A 17,692-nucleotide genomic window follows, 5' to 3' on the forward strand; every position below is an offset into this window, starting at 1 on the left:
GCCATCCGCGGCGCTGCGCTATGGCGGCGGGGAGCGTTGCAGTTGGCGCTGCAGATCGAGGAGTTCGGCGTCATGCGGAGCGTAATCCAGCCCGGCCATCACAGCGGCATTCGCGGCCGCGTAGTTGCCGGTCTGGGTTGCCTTGCGCGCCAGCTGTGCGTACTGATCGATCAGGCGTTGATCGTGTAGTAACGCGTTCTGCGGATCGGCCGACCGCAGCATGCGGATGACATCGGTGATGCTGTTGGCGGTCGTGGGCAGAATCTGGCCGGCGGCCAGACGTGCATTGAATTCCCGGGCGAGTTCGATCCGCAGTTTGTCGCGGCGGCTTTCGAGGCTGGCTTTCTCGCGCACCAGTTGCGCGGAATCCGAATAGTACTGTGCCGCACGCGCGATCTCATCGAGCGCCGCTGGATAGTTGTACTGCCCATGTGCCTGGTCCACGAAGGCTTCGGCCCGGACTGCGAAATAGCCGAGGATTCCGGCCTTGCCACTGACCAGAATGAAACGCTGCGATTCCGGATCCAAGCGGCTGATACGCGTGAGCACGGCGGGAATGCTGGTGTTGCCGGATTGGATCTGGCTGACAATGGCGTGGTTGCGGCGCGCGCGCAGATAGACCTCCACCGGTCGGTATCCCAGCACCACCAGCACGGCTACCAGCAGCAACACATAAGGACCGAACTGCAGCACGCGGTTTTTTCTGGGGCGCAAACCGTCCCAGAACTGCGCGACGCTGGGCGTGCGGTCTTCGCGGGTTATCGCCAGGGCGTTGCGCAGCGCACGGTTCTGGCGCCGGCTGAGTTTTGCGATGCGCGCCGGGTGCAGTCCCTGCTCCAGGACCTTGGGTGCGGAGACTCTGTCGAATGGGTGCTGGCCGGTCAGCAACAGGCAGGCGACACAGGCAAGCGCGTAGATGTCATCGCGCGGGTCCGGATCCTGGCCCTCGAACATTTCCAACGAGGCATACGCCGGCGTCAGCGCGCTCATCCCGCTGGCATCGATATGGGTCTTTGTGCCGGTGGCGTCATGAGTGGCTTTCGCGGCGCGCGCGATGCTGAAATCCAGGAGTTTGACGGTGCCATCGGTGGTGATGAACGCGTTGCCGGGCTTGAAATCACAATGCACCAGGCCGCGGCTGTGCACGTATGCCAGGCCATCGCATAATTGCCGGATGATCCGCATGGCATCCGCCACCGCCAGGCCGCCGGCAGGCAGACGCTCGACGTAAACCGACAGTTCTTCGCCTTCCAACAGTTCCATGGTCAGGAAGCTGGTGCTGCCGTCGCGATCGAAATCGAACACCGTGGCGATGTTGGGATGTTCGAGGCGCTGTGCCTGGCTGGCTTCCGGATGTTGATCGAAGTCGCCGGACAGGGTTTTCACGGCGATGAATGGATTTGGATCCCGGGCTTCGACCTTGAGCAGATCACGCGCGCGATACACCTTGCCCATGCCGCCTTCACCCAGCACGCTCAGGAGTTCAAAGCGCTGTTTAAGTATGCTCCCAGGACCGATGCTGGCGTGCGCCTGCGCAGCGCGGGTGTTTGCAGATTCGGGTTGCGGCGCGGGTTTGACGGCTGCGGCCGGCGGGTGCGCCGCCGCAATCTGGTTACGCAAGGCCAGGACCAGTGGTTGCGGGAGTCCGGCTCGCTGCGCACGCTCTATGGCGTCCATCAGAGACGACGCGTCGCAGCCGGGCTGCTTGAGTTGCTCCTCAAGCCAGGCCTGCAATGTTGCCGCGGTGCGCTTGTCTTGCCGAAGATCCTCAAGCATCCGATCAAATTCATTCACGGCGCACCCCGGTGGATAATGCCGCGTGCAACCGTGGCCATGCGGTGGTGCAGGCAGTGCGTTGTGGTTGGCGCATCGCGCGCGTCAACCCGTGTCGGGCGACGGATATTCGTTCATACACCAAGCCTCAACTGGAGCTTCCCGTGCTGCGGCTTGGCACGCGCGCAAGCTGTTGCGCCGCGGTTTGGTCACGACCTCATGCATGCTGCGAGTTTGCATGCGCATGCGTGATTTTCCCGTCGGCCACTGCGAGTATTGACGGCGCCGCACCTGGTTCGGGCCTCACATATATATATAGGTCATGAACGGCTGACGGTTATCTTACATAACTGTCGGCGCCCAAAGGTGAATGCGATTGCTACACGAGAATTTGCTGCCGGCCGCAGATTTGGCGCCAGTGCCGTGAATGGTTATTTGCGCGGCATCCTTGTACCTGCGCAGATACTGCCGGCCGTGTGCAACGCCCTGGCTGCCAGCACCGGATCCGGGAGCGGCGCAAGCGCGCGCCGCGCGGTAATTGCCCTTTATTGAGCGAGCGCGGTCTGCGTCGCCTGCAGTTCCGCAAGCAGCTTTGCGGGCATGCGCGCGCCATAACCCTGGAAATATTCCTGCATGGCGCGCATTTCCGCCCGCCATTTCTCCCGGTCCACCGTCAGCAGGGTGCGCATGGTTTCCGCGCTCACGTCGAGATCATGGGTATCAATCGCGCCGACCGCGGGCAGAGAACCGATGGGGGTGCTCAATGCCTGTGCCTTGCCGTCGCAGCGGTCCAGAATCCAGCGCAGCACGCGCAGGTTTTCGCCAAAGCCCGGCCACAGGAACTTGCCATCCGCGCCCTGACGGAACCAGTTGACGTGGAAGATCTTCGGCAGTTTGCTCGAGCGCTGGCTGAATGACAGCCAGTGGTTCCAGTAATCCGCGAAGTTGTAGCCGCAAAACGGTTTCATGGCCATGGGGTCACGGCGCACCACGCCGACCTGACCGGTGGCCGCCGCGGTGGTTTCGGAGGCCGCGCCTGCGCCGATGAGCACGCCGTGCGTCCAGTCGCGGGCCTCATATACCAGCGGTGTCATTTCGGCACGCCGTCCGCCAAAGATGATGGCGGAAATCGGCACACCATGAGCATCTTCGGCGTGCGGTGAATAACTGGGATTCTGCCTGGCCGATACCGTAAAGCGCGAGTTGGGGTGTGCGGCTTTGCCATTACCGGGCGTGTAAGGCTCGCCTTTCCAGTTGGTCACCGGCGTGCCGTCCTTGAGGCCTTCCCACCACGGCTGATTGTCCGCGGTCACCGCCACGTTGGTGAAAATGGTGTCGTGCCGGATCATGTCGAAGGCGTTCTTGTTGGTCTTGGGATTAGTGCCGGGCACCACGCCGAAATAACCGGCTTCGGGATTGATGGCCCACAGCCGGCCGTCCTTGCCGAGGTGCATCCAGCAGATATCGTCGCCCACGGTCCAGACTTTCCATCCCGGCTGGGACGCGGGCGGAATCAGCATCGCGAGATTGGTTTTGCCGCAGGAGGAGGGGAACGCCGCGGCTACATAATGAATTTCGCCCTGCGGATTCTGGATACCGACGATGAGCATGTGCTCGGCCAGCCAGCCTTCGCTGCGTGCCTGCCAGCTGGCGATGCGCAGGGCATGGCATTTCTTCCCCAGCAGCGCATTGCCGCCGTAGCCGGAGCCGAAGCTCTTGATGCTCAGTTCCTCGGGGAAATGCATGATGAAGCGCCGCTCGGGATTGAGATCGCCGGTCGAATGCAGCCCCTTGATGAAATTGCCTTCCTTTTCTATGCGTTGCAGCGCCGCTTTGCCCATGCGCGTCATGATCTTCATATTGGCCACGACATAGGGACTGTCGGTGATTTCGACGCCGCAGCGCGCCAGCGGCGAATCAATCGGTCCCATGCAATAGGGGATTACATACAGCGTGCGCCCGCGCATGCTGCCGGCAAACAGTGCGTCAATTTTGGCGTGCGCTTCGGCCGGGTCCATCCAGTGATTGTTGGGGCCGGCATCGTCGCGGCTGCGGCTGCAGATGAAAGTGAGATGCTCGACGCGCGCCACGTCCTGGGGATCGGAGCGGTGCAGGTAACAGTGCGGGTGGGTGGTGCGGTTGAGTTCCGCCAGCATGCCGGTGGCCAGCATGCCCTGCACCAGTTCGCGGTATTCGGCATCCGAGCCATCACACCAGTGCACCTGGTCGGCCTGGGTATGCTGCGCCACTTGGGCGACCCACTGGGAAAGCGCTTTATTGCTGGTCATTGCTGTTCCGATGGTTGCGAACCGGCCTGGATTCAGGGCCGGTGAAAACGTGCATTATAAGCCCCGACGCCGGAATTGCAGTGCTTGCCCTGCGCGCAAGTGTGGACGCGCGCAATCGTGGCGTGAATGTTAGAATGCCGGAGCGCAGCCGATACTTGGAATTCCGTCCGCAGGGGAATGAGCATGGGTGAGCGTACCATCAGGGAAGTGCTGAAGCGTCGCAGCGAAGACACACTGCGTGTCCTTCAGCAACAGCGCTTGGCGAAGACAACCGGACTGCGTCGCCGCGCCCGCGGCCTGCGCAGCCTCCTGATTGTCGTTGTGCTGATTATCGTAGCCGCTCTTGCCTATTCAGGCTGGATGGTCAATCAGGTCATTACGCGGTTTGCGGCGGCTCGCTCTGTCAACTTGACGACCCGCAGTGACGTCATTCTGAATCTGCATTCTGCCATGCAGTTCCTGCCGGACACCCTGCTGGCGGTTACCGATCCGAATTTCTACACCGGCGGCAACCTGAATGTCAGCCCGCTGACCCAGCGGCTGGTACGCGTATATTTTCCGAACTCTCCGACCGTGACGGCCGACATCATGGCGATCGCGCTGCAGTACACCTACAACCGTACCGACATTCTGCAGAACTTCATCAACGAGGTACCCGTGGGCCTGGACCATGACCAGCCGGTACATGGATTCGCGGCCGCGGGTCAGGTGTATTTCAAAAAGCCGTTTGCGCAACTGCAGCCACAAGACATCGCGTTGCTGGTGGCGCTGGCTACGGGTTCCGATGTACTGGATCCGCGCCAAAATCCGACGCGCGCGCTGATTCTGCGCAACGGCGTATTGCAGCAGAATGTGGAGCAGCAGGTATTGAATCAGGCTCAGGCCAATCTGCTGAAAAAGACACCTCTGGATCTTGCACCTGGCAGTTCGTAAGCCGCAATCAATCCCAGTGACGGGTTACCGGGATGAGTCTGAAGTTTCCTGGCCGTTGTCCGGGCAGGGCAGCTTTGCGCAGAAGATTCCCGGATTCGTGCCGCGCCAGACGCAGCAGGCGCTGGCCAATGCGGTTGGCCGCGCCCTGCAGCAGCAGGAAGTGCTGGTGGCCGAAGCCGGCACCGGCACGGGCAAGACCTTCGCCTATCTGGTTCCGGCTTTGCTGAGCGGCAAGCGCGTGCTGATCTCCACCGGTACACGTGCGCTCCAGGATCAGCTTTATCACCGCGATCTGCCCGCGGTTACGCAGGTGCTCGGCCGGCCGGTCAAGACCGCGTTGCTCAAGGGCCGCGCCAACTACCTGTGCCGCCATCGTCTGGCGCTGACGCTGCAGTCCGGCGCGGACCTGTTTGGCGGCGGTGCACGTGCCCGGGAGCTGGCATCCATCCGCGAGTGGGCCGGTGTCACGCGCAGCGGCGACATCGCGGAACTCGCGACCCTGCCGGAGCATTCGCCGCTCTGGCCGCAGGTGACCTCCACGGTGGAAAATTGTCTGGGACAGAAATGCCCGGAATATGCCCACTGCTGGGTGCTCGACGCGCGCCGGCGTGCGCAGGAAGCGGACTTGGTGGTCATCAACCACCATCTGCTGCTCGCCGACATGTTGCTCAAGGAAGAAGGCTTTGGCGCACTGCTGCCCGGCGTGGACTGCGTGATCGTGGACGAAGCTCATCAACTGCCGGACATCGCCAGCCAGTACTTTGGCGTGAACCTTTCCAGCCACCGCCTGCAGGAGCTGCTGCGCGACAGCCGCAAGGAATACCAGGAATCGGCCGGCGACGCACCCGGTTTCGAACGCCTGCTGGCGCAAGGTGAAGCGGCGCTCGCGGAACTCCAGCAACAATGTCTGCGCGTTGAGGGCGTGAGCGAATGGAGTGCGCTGGCACCGCTCGCGGAGTTCAACCTGCGGTTGTCAAAGCTGTTAGCCGAATTGGAAAACCTGCAACAAGGATTCGACGCGCTCGCCGGGCGCTCCGTCGGCCTGGACAATTGCCGCCAGCGCATCACGCAGATCATGGAACGCCTACAGCAGTTCGCGGCCGAGGATGCGGAGCAGGACCAGGTGCGCTGGATCGAACGCCGCGGCCACGGTTTCAGCCTCAACCTCACGCCGGTGGATGCTGCGGGGCGGTTCCGGACCTGCATGCAGGAGTCGCTGTGCAGCTGGATTTTCCTGTCAGCCACGCTCTCCATCAACGGCAACTTCGGGCATTTCCGCGATCGCCTGGGGCTGGACGCAGCCGAAGAACTGCTGCTGGGCAGCCCATTCGACTACGAACACAATGCCCTCTTGTATCTGCCGGCGGAGCTGCCGAACATTGACAGCGCGGACTATACCGCCGCCGTCGTGCAAGCAGCCGAGCCGGTGGTGCGTCAGAGCGGGGGGCGCGCGTTTCTGCTCTTCACCAGCCACCGTGCGCTCAAACAGGCCGCCGTCATCGTGTGTGAGCAGTGGCCGTTCCCGCTGCTGGTCCAGGGCGAGGCGCCGCGCCGGCGGCTGCTGGAGCGCTTCCGCGAACTCGGCAATGCGGTGTTGCTCGGCACCGCGAGTTTCTGGGAGGGCGTGGACGTAAAAGGCCCGGCACTGTCCGTGGTGGTGATCGACCGGCTGCCGTTTGCTTCGCCCGGCGACCCGGTGCTGAAAGCGCGGCTCACCGCGCTCGAACGTCAGGGCCGCGATGCGTTCATGGAATATCAACTGCCGCAGGCGGTGTTGGCGCTCAAGCAGGGCGTCGGCCGACTGATTCGCGATGAAGGAGACACCGGAGTGCTGATGCTGTGCGATCCGCGTGTGCGCCGCCGGAACTATGGCCGGCTGTTTCTCGACAGCTTGCCGCCCATGCGGCGCACGGAGGACCTGGATGAAGTGCAGAATTTTCTTGCACGCGTCCTGCCGGGCGTTGCGCGCGCAGTGCCATGAAACTTCTGGCGCTGGAAACTTCGACCGATCAATGCTCCGTCGCACTGCTGGCGGACGGCGAGGTGCGCGAGCGTGTGCAATCCGCTGCACACGCGCATGCGGAGTTGATTCTGCCCATGGTGGAATCGCTGCTCGCGGAGGCGGGTTTGTCGCTGCGGCAACTGGATGCGCTGGCGTTTGGCCGCGGACCGGGAGCATTTACCGGCGTGCGTGTGGCCACGGCGGTGGTTCAGGGCCTGGCCTTCGGCGCCGAACGCCCGGTGGTTCCGGTCTCGGATCTCATGGCGGTGGCGGCCGGCGCGCATCGCATGCACGGTGCGCGCCGCGTGCTGGCCTGCCTGGATGCGCGCCTGCAGGAAGTATATTGGTGTGCTTATGAAGTCACGGCCCCTGACCAGCTCCGGGAATGCGTGGCCGAGCAGTTGGGCGGGGCGGATCAGGTGCAACCGCCGGCCGGGCGCTGGTTCGGCGCGGGCTCGGGATTTGCCGTTTACCGTCGGCAGTTGCAGGCCGGGCTCGGGGAAAATCTCGACGGCGAGGACGCCGCGCTGCTGCCGGCCGCGTGTGACGTTGCGTCGCTGGCCGCGCACCTGTTCGCCGAGGGTCACGCGGTGAGCGCCGACGCGGCGCTGCCGGTGTATCTGCGCGATCAAGTGGCCACGCCCAAGGCGCTGTAATCGCTTTGTCACACGGCACTGCTGTAATAATGGCCATGCCCGATAAACATGTCTTGATCGTCGAGGATGAAGTGCCGCTGCGCGAGATGCTGAGCTTTGGCCTGCAGCGCGCGGGTTATCGCGTCACCGAATCCGGCAATTGCGCGGCGGCGCGCGCCGTCATCGCCGACGGCCGCCCGGACCTGCTGCTGCTCGACTGGATGCTGCCGGATATGAGCGGACTGGAATTCGCACGCGCCCTGCGTCGCGACGAGGCCACGCGCGAGCTGCCGATCATCATGCTCACGGCGCGCGCCACCGAGGACGACAAGGTGAGCGGCCTGGGAAGCGGCGTGGACGACTACATCACCAAGCCGTTTTCGGCGCGTGAACTTTTGGCGCGCATCGAGGCGCTACTCAGGCGCACACGCGAGCATCAGGAAAAGCTGGTGGCCGGCGCCATCGAGATGGATACCGTCAGCCACCGGGTCAATCTGCACGGCCGGGAAGTTGTGCTCGGACCGACCGAGTACCGGCTGCTCAAGTATTTCATGACGCATCCGGAACGCATGTTGAGCCGTGCGCTGTTGCTGGAGCAGGTGTGGAGCGGCGCGTATGTCGAGGAGCGCACCGTGGACGTGCACATCCGCCGTCTGCGGCGGGTGCTGGAAGAACACGCCTGTGCGCACTACGTGGAAACCGTGCGTGGCGCCGGTTATCGTTTTTCTCCCAAAGCCGTGGGGAACGGCGCATGAACCGCGCCTGGCTGCCGGAACTGTTGGCACTCGCAGTACTGTTGATCATCGCGCTGATCATTGGCTGGACGGCGAGCGATGTCGGCTTGTGGCTGTTCATTGCGGTGGCGCTGTATCTCGTCTGGCATCTGGTCAACCTGTATCGTCTGGAGCGTTGGCTGTACCGCGGGCGGCGCTTCAATGCGCCGCGTGCCTGGGGCGTGTGGCGCAGCCTCTGTGAGGAGATTTATCACCGCCGCCGCCGGGAGCGCGAACGCAAACGCGAATTCACGCAACTGTTGCGCGAAATCCGTGAATCCACCGCGGCCATGCCCGACGGCGTGGTGTTGATGAACCACCTGGGTGAAATCCGCTGGCTCAACCAGACCGCCGGCCGCCTGTTGCAGCTGCGCGTGCCGCAGGATGTCGGGCAGCGGCTGCCCAATCTGGTGCGTCATCCGGATTTCATCCGCTATCTCGATGGCCGGAACTATGCCGAGCCGGTCGAATTGGGCTCGGCGGCCGGGCGCGGTTTGCACCTCAGCCTGCGCATCGTGCCCTACGGCGAAGACCAGCAACTGCTGCTGGTGCGCGACAGCACGCGCCTGCATCGCCTCGAACAGATGCGCCGCGAATTCGTGGCCAATGCCTCGCACGAGCTGCGTTCGCCGCTGACCGTGATGAGCGGCTATCTGGAATCCATGAGCGAGGATGAAACCGTGCGCGCGACTTGGGCCAAGCCGCTGCAGGCCATGCGCCAGCAGACCGCGCGCATGACCGCGATTGTGGGCGATCTGCTCGAGCTGTCGCGGCTCGAGACCGAGCCGCGCGAAGCCGCTTACGCGCCGGTGGACGTGGCCGCGCTCGCACGCCGTATCCGCGAAGCCGCGCTGTCGCTGGGCCAGGGTCCGGCCGACATTACGCTGGAAATCGATGGCGATTTGCAGTTGTTGGGTGCGGAGCGCGAGCTGTACAGCGCGTTTTCCAATCTGGTGTTCAACGCCATGAAGTACACGCCCGCCGACGGTCGCGTGGCCGTGAGCTGGGCGGCGGACGCGGACGGCGCCGCGTTTGCCGTGAGCGACACCGGCATTGGCATTCCCGCGGCGCATATTCCGCGCCTCACCGAGCGTTTTTATCGCGTGAACAAGTCCCGCGACCGGGACAGCGGCGGCACCGGCCTGGGGCTCGCCATCGTCAAGCACGTGTTGCAGCACCACGGCGCACGCCTGGAGATCGAGAGCGAACCGGGTCGCGGCAGCCGCTTCACCTGCCGCTTCAGCCCGGAGCGCGTGGCGCGCCGCGGTGAACCACCGGCTAGTGGCTGAACTGCAATGCTCGCTTATACTGTTTCCACAGCCCATTTGAAGGACGGTGCATGGACAAGCTGAATCTTACCCAGCACATCTCGCAGAAATTCAACGAGGAACTGGAAGGCGTGCGCAACCGGGTGCTCGCCATGGGCGGGCTTGTGGAGCAGCAGATGGCGGACGCGTTGCGCGCGCTCACCGAGGGCGACAGCGAGCTCGGCCGCAGCATCGAGCAGCAGGATTTCAAGGTCAACCAGATGGAGGTGGCGATTGACGAGGAGTGCACCCGCATTTTGGCGCGCCGCCAGCCGGCGGCCAGTGACCTGCGCTTGATCCTCGCCATCATCAAGACCATCACCGATCTGGAGCGCATCGGCGATGAAGCTGAAAAAATCGGCCGCCTCGCCGCGCGGCTGTGTGAAACCGAACGTCCCGCCGACCGTTATGTGGCGCTGCAGCACCTCGGTACGCACGTGCAGCGCATGCTGCACGATGCGCTGGACGCTTTCGCACGCATGGATACCGAGGCCGCGGTGCGGGTGGCGCGCGAGGACGCACGCGTGGACGACGAATACGAGGTACTGTCGCGCCAGTCCATCACCTTCATGATGGAAGACCCGCACTCCATCCGCCAGGTGCTGGATGTGATGTGGTCGGCGCGCGCCCTGGAACGCATCGGCGATCACGCCACCAACATCTGCGAATACGTGGTGTACATGGTGCAGGGCAAGGACGTGCGCCACACGGGCTTCGACGCCATGGAACGCGAAGTCCGCGCTCAGCCCTGAGCGCAGTTCCGTATTAATTGTAGGAGCGGCTTTAGTCGCGATTCCGAATTCGAATCGTTCCCCCTTTGTAAAAGGGGGATACAGGGGGATTTACTCTGTTGGCATGTGGGAGCGACGGTCCCCGTCGCGATTCGGTCTTTGTGGGAGCGGCGAGCGGACCCATGGGTCCGCGCCGCGATTCCAGAGTAAGAGCAATCGCGGCTGAAGCCGCTCCCACACGGACGACCGCTACGACAATAGAATTGCACGCCTCCCATGCTCCCCCTTTGTTAAAGGGGGATACAGGGGGATTTACTCAACAGTGCGCAGGCTCACCCTGCATCGGGAGAATCTCATGTCCATCCGCCGGCTGGCGAATCTGATCGGCTTCGTGATCTGCGTGTTGCTCATGGCGTACGCCTATTACTCGCAGTTTCACGACAGCCTGCAGCCCTGTGTGCTGTGCATTTTCCAGCGCATTGCCATGATCATTCTCGGCATCATTTTCCTGATTGCCTTCCTGCATAATCCCAAGACCGTCAGTGCGCGCGTTTACGGCATCCTGCTGATCATCGTCGCGGCCGCCGGAAGCGCGGTGTCCATCCGCCATACGTATCTGCAACATCTGCCGCTGTGGAAACAACCGCCGTGTGGACCCGGGTTGAACTACATGTTCCAATCGCTGCCGCTCAACAAATTCATCGTCAAAGCTTTCACCGGCACCGGCGATTGCGCACTGATCGCCTGGAAGTTCCTGGGCCTGACCATGCCGGAATGGGTACTGATATGGTTTGTAATTTTGGGCGTCGGTGGGCTGGTGGTAAATTGGTATTGGGCGAGGGAACGAGAGGCTAGAGGCGCGTAATGTGGTCAGCTACCGCCTATCCGTAGTTATTCGCTGCGTAATAGCGGGGAGTACCATATGAGTAAAGTGTATCGTCAAGCCTGGTCGATCGCGGTTGGAATATTTGCCGTAATCGTCGTAATAGCTGCATTTCATGTAACTCGTACCGCGTTTCAAACAGTTGTAATAAGTGGCATAGCACTTTTATATATTACATTGATTGCGTGCTATCGATTAATCGTTATTGCCTTGGTTTCACATGAAGATTATAGTGCCCAGCGGGTGCGGGTGGTATTACGGCATCTGAATTATCCAGATATAGAACGTTATGAGGAAGCCGCAGCTAAGGCACGTGATGAACATGAACGGACCTTGATGCGCGACTGGGCATACTGGTTATCTGACTTTGTCATTTGGCTAATCGTGCTATATCAACTGTTTACGGTCGTCTTCTGAGCGGTATGCTGGTGCCCCTTGTAATAACGATCATGACCGAAACGTCGAACTTCAATAGATAGTAGGGATGTTGGAATTAGAAGATTCAGTCGAAACTACGGCGAGTTTTCAGCATAGTACCTTTTCAACGATCTCGCGATAAATTCTTGTCAGGGAATCAAGTTCATTTACTGCGACGCATTCATCAATCTTGTGAATGCTGGCGTTTATCGGACCGAACTCGATAACTTCGGCCCCGGTGGGGGCGATATAACGGCCGTCTGATGTTCCACCGCCGGTGTCGAGCTTGGGGCGCAGACCGGTTGCTTTTTCGACCGCATCTTGCACGACGCTGCTTAATTTCCCCGGTTGTGTCAGAAACGGCTCACCCATGGGCCGCCATTCAATTGAGTAACGCACTCCGTAGCGTTTCAGGATATCTTCCACGCGCCGCTGGAGTTCCGCGGCGGTGACAGCGGTGGAATAACGGAGATTGAAACGGATGGCGGCGTCACCGGGAATCACGTTGCCGGCGCCGGTGCCGGAATGGAAGTTGGAAATCTGGAAGCTGGTGGGCGGGAAGTGCGGGTTGGGGCGCATATCCCACTGTGTGGCAGAAAGTTCCACCAGTGCCGGAATAACGCGGTGAATGGGGTTGTCGGCGCGCTCGGGATAGGCCACATGGCCCTGAACGCCGTGGACAGTGAGAAGGCCTGTGAGTGAGCCGCGTCGGCCGTGGCGGATGGTGTCGCCGAATTTTTCCAGGCACGAAGGTTCGCCCAGCACGCACCAGTCAATTTTTTCATTGCGCTGTTTCAACCATTCCATCACCTTGCTGGTGCCATCCACTGACGGGCCTTCCTCGTCACTGGTGATGAGGAAGCCGATGCTGCCGTGCAGCTTCGGTTTCGCGGCTAAAAACTGTTCCACAGCCACCACCATGGCGGCGAGGCCGCCTTTCATATCGGCGGCGCCGCGGCCATAGAGCAGGCCGTCCTTCACGGTGGGCGTGAAGGGATCTGACTTCCATTGTTCGCGCGGCCCGGTAGGCACCACATCGGTGTGGCCGGCGAATACCAGCAGTGGTTTTTCTGTTCCGAAGCGCGCCCAGAGATTGTCCACCTGACCGAAACGCAGGTGTTCGATTTTGAAACCCAGCCGGGCAAGACGCGTGGCGATTATCCGCTGGCAGCCGGCGTCGTCGGGCGTGAGGGAGGGGCGGGCGATGAGTTCTTTTGCCAGTTCCAGCACGGCGCTCATCAGCGGATCCCGCGCAGCAGTTCGTTGATGCCCACCTTGGCGCGGGTCTTGGCATCCACGCGCTTCACGATCACGGCGCATTGCAGGTTGTAACGCCCGTCGGCGGAGGGCAGACCGCCGGGCACGACCACCGCGCCGGCCGGTACGCGGCCGTACGTGATCTCGCCGCTTTCGCGGTCATAGATGCGCGTGCTCTGGCCGATGAATACGCCCATGGAAATTACCGCGCCCTGTTCCACGATCACGCCTTCGACGATCTCCGAGCGTGCGCCGATGAAGCAGTCGTCCTCGATGATGGTGGGCGCGGCCTGCAGCGGTTCGAGTACGCCGCCGATGCCGGCGCCGCCCGAGATGTGCACGTGCTTGCCGATTTGCGCGCATGAGCCGATGGTGGCCCAGGTGTCCACCATCGTGCCGCGGTCCACATAGGCGCCGATGTTGACGTAGCTTGGCATGAGTACCACGTCCGGCGCGAGGAAAGCGCCGTAGCGCACGGTGGCAGGCGGCACGATACGGGCGCCTTCGCGCTGGAATTCAGCCTGACTGTGCGCGGTATATTTAAGCGGAATCTTGTCGTAAAAGCGGGTGCCGGCGCCCGCGATGACCTGATTCGGCTGAATGCGGAAATACAGCAGCACGGCCTTCTTTAGCCACTCGTTCACCTGCCAGCGGCCAGCATGCTTTTCGGCGACTCGCAGCGTCCCGCTGTCCAGTTGCGCAATGGCGGTGTCCACTGCCGCGCGCAGGTCCGGCGGTGTGCGCTCCGGTGTGAGAGCGGCGCGCTGTTCATAAGCGGCATCAATTGTCTGGCGCAACATGTCGTGCATCACAGCGACTCCACGTAGCTGCGGATGCGCTTGGTCGCCTCGATGCACTCGGCCAGCGGCGGGACCAGCGAAATACGCACGCGGTTTGTGCCGGGATCGCCGGATGGAGTTGGGCGCGAAAGATAGCTGCCGGGCAGCACCGTGAGGTTTTGCGTGGCATACAGTTCCCTGGCAAAACGCTCGCCATCCACCGGTGTTTTCGGCCAGAGGTAAAACGCCGCTGGCGGACACTGCAGGTTCAGCACCGGGCCGAGAATTTCCATGGCGGCTTTGAATTTCGCCCGATACAGTTGGCGGTTGGCGGCGACATGAGGTTCGTCGTTCCAAGCCTGCACGCTGGCCGATTGCACCGGCAGCGGAACTGCGCAACCGTGGTAGGTGCGGTATTGGAGAAACTTTGCGAGGATGCCGGCATCGCCGGCCACGAAGCCCGAGCGCAAACCCGGCAGGCTGGAGCGCTTCGACAGGCTGTGAAACGTCACGCAGCGGCGAAAATCGTGGCGGCCGGTTTCCTCGCAGACCTGCAGCAGGCCGGGGGGCGGCTTGTCCTCATCCAGGTAGATTTCGACATAGCACTCGTCCGAGGCCACGATGAAGTTGTGTTGGTCAGCGAGTTCCAGCACCCGGGCGAGGTAGGCGCGGTCCATGACCGCACCGGTGGGGTTGCCGGGCGTGCATATATATAGGAGTTGGCAGCGTTGCCAGATGTCCGTCGGCACCGCATCCAGATCGGGCAGATAGCCGTTGGCTTCCAGGGTATTGAGGTAATAAGGTTCCGCACCGGCCAGCAGCGCGGCGCCTTCGTAAATCTGGTAGAACGGGTTCGGCATCAGTACCACCGGATTGACGCGGCGGTCAATCACCGCCTGCGCGAAGGCAAACAGGCCTTCGCGTGTGCCGGATACCGGCAGCACGTGGCGTTCCGGGTCAATGCGGCCGGGCTGAAGCTTGAAGCGGCGCGTGAGCCAAGCCGCGATAGACGCGCGCAGTTCCGGCAGACCCTTGGCTGTGGGGTAGGCGCCGAGCCCGCCGAGATTGTCGCGCAGCGCCTGCAGCACGAATTCCGGCGGCGCATGCTTGGGCTCGCCGATAGAGAGCGCGATATGGCGCAGATGCGCCGGCGGAGTCACGCCTTCCTTGAGCTTTGCCAGGCGTTCAAAGGGGTAGGGAAAGAGTTTCTCGAGATCAGGATTCATGCGGGTTCCGTCGTTGTCGGGCTTTCACGCGGCGTCGTTCAGTTGGGTGAGCAACACCGTGCGCAGCCGCTCGCGTGCGGCCGCATCGTCGAGCGGCCGGTTGTTGTTGTCGGTTATGAAGAATACGTCCTCGGCGCGCTCGCCGACGGTGGTTATTTTGGCATTCCACAGGTGGATCTCGCACTGCGCCAGCGCTTGACCGATGACTGACAACAGTCCGGGCCGGTCCCCGGCGCGTATTTCCAGCGCGGTACGCCGGCCGGAGAGATCCGCGGCGAACTCCACTTCGCTGCGTGTGGTGAACAGGCGCACCTGGCGCGGTGCATGGCGCGTGATCGTCATCGGCCTCTGCTGCTGCCGCTGGGCCTCGTGCTGCACGCTGCGGGCGATTTCGGCAAGGCGTTCGGAGTCCACGATCGGCTGACGGTCGTCTTCCAGCACCACGTACGTGTCGAGTCGCCGGCCATGGGTCATGGGTACGAGGCGCGCGTCCAGGATGGTAAGTCCGAGTTCCGCGAGTGTCGCGGCCACGCGCGCAAAAATGAAAGCATCGGGCCCGGCGTAGACGCTGATGGCGGTGCCGCCGCGCGCGGCCTGCTGACGCAGCAGTACCAGCGGTGCGCTGCCCGTGAGGTTTTTACGCAAGCCCGCGGTGTGCCAGGCAATTTCATCCGGGGCGTGGCCAAGGAAGTATTCCTGCGAGAACAGGGTCCAGACCTCGTGCGCAGCTTCGGGTTCAAGCCCCTGTGCGCGCAGCAGGGCGAGCGCCTGCGCCTGGGTTTCGCGGATCAGCTGCTCCTTGTCCAGGGGATTTTCCAGGCCCTGGCGCAATGCGCGGCTGGCTTCGGCGTAAAGCTCGTGAAACAGGCTGGCTTTCCAGGAATTCCACAATTCAGGATTGGTGCCGCGCACGTCGGCCACGGTGAGCACGTACAGGTAATCCAGATGCAGCTGGTCGCCGACCACGCGCGCAAAAGCGTGCACAACCCTCGGATCGCTGATGTCGCGTTTCTGGGCGGTGAGCGACAGCAGCAGATGGTGTTCCACCAGCCAGCCGACCAGACGCGCATCGTAACGGCTCAGGCCGTGGTCGAGGCAGAAGGCTTCCGCTTCCTGCGCGCCCAGCTGCGAGTGGTCGCCGCCGCGGCCCTTGGCGATGTCGTGGAAGAGCGCGGCCAGGTACGCCAATTCGGGCTTGGGCAGCGCCTGCATGATGCGGCTGCATTGGGGGAATTCCTGATCGTAGCGGCTCAAGGCAAAGCGCCGCAGATTGCCGATGACGAACAGGATGTGCTCGTCCACGGTGTAGGCATGGAACAGGTCGTACTGCATGCGGCCGACGATGCGGCCGAAGGCGGACAGGTAGCGCCCCAGCACGTCATAGCGGTTCATGCGCCGCAGTTCGTGGGTCACGCTCTGCGGCGCGCGCAGAATCTGCATGAACTGCGCGCGCGGTTCAGGCGCGGCACGAAAGTCGTCATCAATGTGCTCGAGATTGGCGCGCAAGCTGCGCAAGGTTTCCGCACTTACGCCCTTGAGGCGCGGATGTTGCTGCAGCACATGGAACATTTCCAGCAGCGCCGCCGGCCGGTGTTTGAACAGCCCGGGATCGCGCAAGCGCAGGAAACCGCCGCGCTCCTCGAAATTGTCATCCAGGACTGCGGGCGCCGGCGGCGCGTCGGCGAGGATCACTTCTTCCAGTGATTGCAACAGCATTTCGTTGAGCAGGCTGAGTTCCTTGATGCTGCGGTAATACGCCTGCATGAACTGCTCGACGGCCGGGTTCGCGGGCGCATCGTGGTAACCGAATTGCCGTGCGAGGCGCGGCTGAGCGTCGAACAGCAAGCGGTCCTCGCGCCGGCCGTAGAGCAGGTGCAGGGCGAAGCGCACGCGCCACAGAAAGGCCTGTCCTTGCTGCAGCGCCCGGTGTTCGTCCGCGGTCAGAAAACGGCGCGTCACCAGTTCCTGCAGGCTGACGGCACCGGTGTATCGCTGTGCGACCCAGGCAATCGTTTGAATGTCGCGCAAACCGCCAGGACTCTCCTTGACGTTAGGTTCCAGCCGGTACGCGGTATCGTGATATTTGGCATGCCGCAATTGCTGCTCACGCTGCTTGGCCCGGAAAAATTCTTTTGCCGGCCACATCTGCTGCGGTTGCATCTGCTGCTGCAGCTGGGTGCTCAGGTCCGCGGCTCCGGCCAGATGCCGGGCTTCCATGAGGTTGGTGGCGATGCTCAGATCGACGCGCGCCTGCGCGAGGCATTCCGCCACGCTGCGCACGCTGTGGCTGGCCTGCAGACCGATATCCCAAAGCGTGGTCAGGAATGTACCGATGGTACGGCGCTCGGGTCCGCCATCGGGTTGGCGCAACAGGATCAGCAGATCAATGTCTGAGTACGGATGCAGCTCGCCGCGCCCGTAGCCGCCGACGGCCACGAGCGCCACGTCCTGCGTATCGGCGGACCAATGCAACTGGAAGGCGCGGCGTAGCACCTCATCCACAGCTTGCGCGCGCGCGCGTACCAGCTGCTCAACCGGAACCGCTGCACTGAATTGCCGGCGCAGGTCTTGATCGCAAGCCTGCAGCGCAGCGCGCAGCTGCGCAAGTGCGGGAGGAAGCGGCGGTCGCGCGGCTTTGTGCGCTGTGGCGGGACTGGCGATGGAGTGGGTGCCGGATGTGGCGTTCAA

Annotated in this window: 14 protein-coding genes; 8 read left to right on the forward strand and 6 right to left on the reverse strand. The window is 62.6% G+C overall.

Features of this window, described 5'->3' with window-relative positions; all coding sequences use genetic code 11:
- Positions 1-18 precede the first annotated feature (18 nt).
- Entirely contained in the window at positions 19-1,776 is a 1,758-nt protein-coding gene (locus VJR90_03965) for a serine/threonine-protein kinase (GenBank protein ID HKV96634.1), read from the reverse strand.
- A 542-nt stretch (positions 1,777-2,318) separates the two neighbouring features.
- A complete protein-coding gene (locus VJR90_03970; protein ID HKV96635.1) occupies positions 2,319-4,061 on the reverse strand; it encodes a phosphoenolpyruvate carboxykinase (GTP) in 1,743 nt (580 codons plus the stop codon).
- Between the two features lie 183 nt (positions 4,062-4,244).
- Between VJR90_03970 and VJR90_03975 the strand changes: the two genes are divergently transcribed.
- From VJR90_03975 to VJR90_04010, 8 genes are all read left to right on the forward strand, one after another.
- Positions 4,245-4,994 carry a transglycosylase domain-containing protein gene (locus VJR90_03975; protein HKV96636.1) on the forward strand — a complete coding sequence of 250 codons (750 nt, stop codon included), beginning with the start codon at positions 4,245-4,247 and terminating at the stop codon, positions 4,992-4,994.
- A gap of 16 nt (positions 4,995-5,010) precedes the next feature.
- Positions 5,011-6,975, forward strand: coding sequence for an ATP-dependent DNA helicase (locus tag VJR90_03980; GenBank protein ID HKV96637.1), 1,965 nt, complete (start codon positions 5,011-5,013; stop codon positions 6,973-6,975).
- Entirely contained in the window at positions 6,972-7,652 is a 681-nt protein-coding gene (gene tsaB / locus VJR90_03985) for a tRNA (adenosine(37)-N6)-threonylcarbamoyltransferase complex dimerization subunit type 1 TsaB (GenBank protein HKV96638.1), read from the forward strand. Before VJR90_03980 ends, tsaB begins: the two co-directional genes overlap by 4 nt.
- Positions 7,653-7,687: 35 nt before the next feature.
- Positions 7,688-8,386 (forward strand): phosphate regulon transcriptional regulator PhoB, encoded by a 699-nt coding sequence (gene phoB / locus VJR90_03990; GenBank protein ID HKV96639.1) that lies wholly within the window; start codon positions 7,688-7,690, stop codon positions 8,384-8,386.
- On the forward strand, positions 8,383-9,693 hold the full coding sequence (gene phoR / locus VJR90_03995) for a phosphate regulon sensor histidine kinase PhoR (protein HKV96640.1): 1,311 nt from the start codon (positions 8,383-8,385) through the stop codon (positions 9,691-9,693). Before phoB ends, phoR begins: the two co-directional genes overlap by 4 nt.
- A 50-nt stretch (positions 9,694-9,743) precedes the next feature.
- Positions 9,744-10,463, forward strand: coding sequence for a phosphate signaling complex protein PhoU (gene phoU / locus VJR90_04000; protein HKV96641.1), 720 nt, complete (start codon positions 9,744-9,746; stop codon positions 10,461-10,463).
- 334 nt (positions 10,464-10,797) lie between these two features.
- Positions 10,798-11,307 (forward strand): disulfide bond formation protein B, encoded by a 510-nt coding sequence (locus tag VJR90_04005; GenBank protein ID HKV96642.1) that lies wholly within the window; start codon positions 10,798-10,800, stop codon positions 11,305-11,307.
- Positions 11,308-11,364: 57 nt separating this feature from the next.
- Positions 11,365-11,742: a hypothetical protein gene (locus tag VJR90_04010; protein ID HKV96643.1), complete on the forward strand. Its 378-nt coding sequence runs from the start codon at positions 11,365-11,367 to the stop codon at positions 11,740-11,742.
- A 108-nt stretch (positions 11,743-11,850) separates the two neighbouring features.
- Here VJR90_04010 and dapE read toward each other — a convergent pair whose 3' ends face one another.
- The 4 genes from dapE to glnD are packed head-to-tail and all read right to left on the reverse strand — an operon-like array spanning position 11,851 to position 17,692.
- Entirely contained in the window at positions 11,851-12,981 is a 1,131-nt protein-coding gene (gene dapE / locus VJR90_04015; GenBank protein ID HKV96644.1) for a succinyl-diaminopimelate desuccinylase, read from the reverse strand.
- Entirely contained in the window at positions 12,981-13,799 is an 819-nt protein-coding gene (gene dapD, locus VJR90_04020; protein HKV96645.1) for a 2,3,4,5-tetrahydropyridine-2,6-dicarboxylate N-succinyltransferase, read from the reverse strand. The genes dapE and dapD overlap by 1 nt, the downstream gene beginning before the upstream one ends.
- A gap of 8 nt (positions 13,800-13,807) precedes the next feature.
- The gene (dapC, locus tag VJR90_04025; protein HKV96646.1) at positions 13,808-15,004 is read right to left on the reverse strand and encodes a succinyldiaminopimelate transaminase; all 1,197 of its coding nucleotides are present in this window, start codon (positions 15,002-15,004) and stop codon (positions 13,808-13,810) included.
- Between the two features lie 24 nt (positions 15,005-15,028).
- Positions 15,029-17,692 (reverse strand): [protein-PII] uridylyltransferase, encoded by a 2,664-nt coding sequence (glnD, locus tag VJR90_04030; GenBank protein ID HKV96647.1) that lies wholly within the window; start codon positions 17,690-17,692, stop codon positions 15,029-15,031.

This window comes from Gammaproteobacteria bacterium (genome assembly GCA_035279405.1).
Lineage (GTDB): Bacteria > Pseudomonadota > Gammaproteobacteria > Natronospirales > REEB76 > REEB76.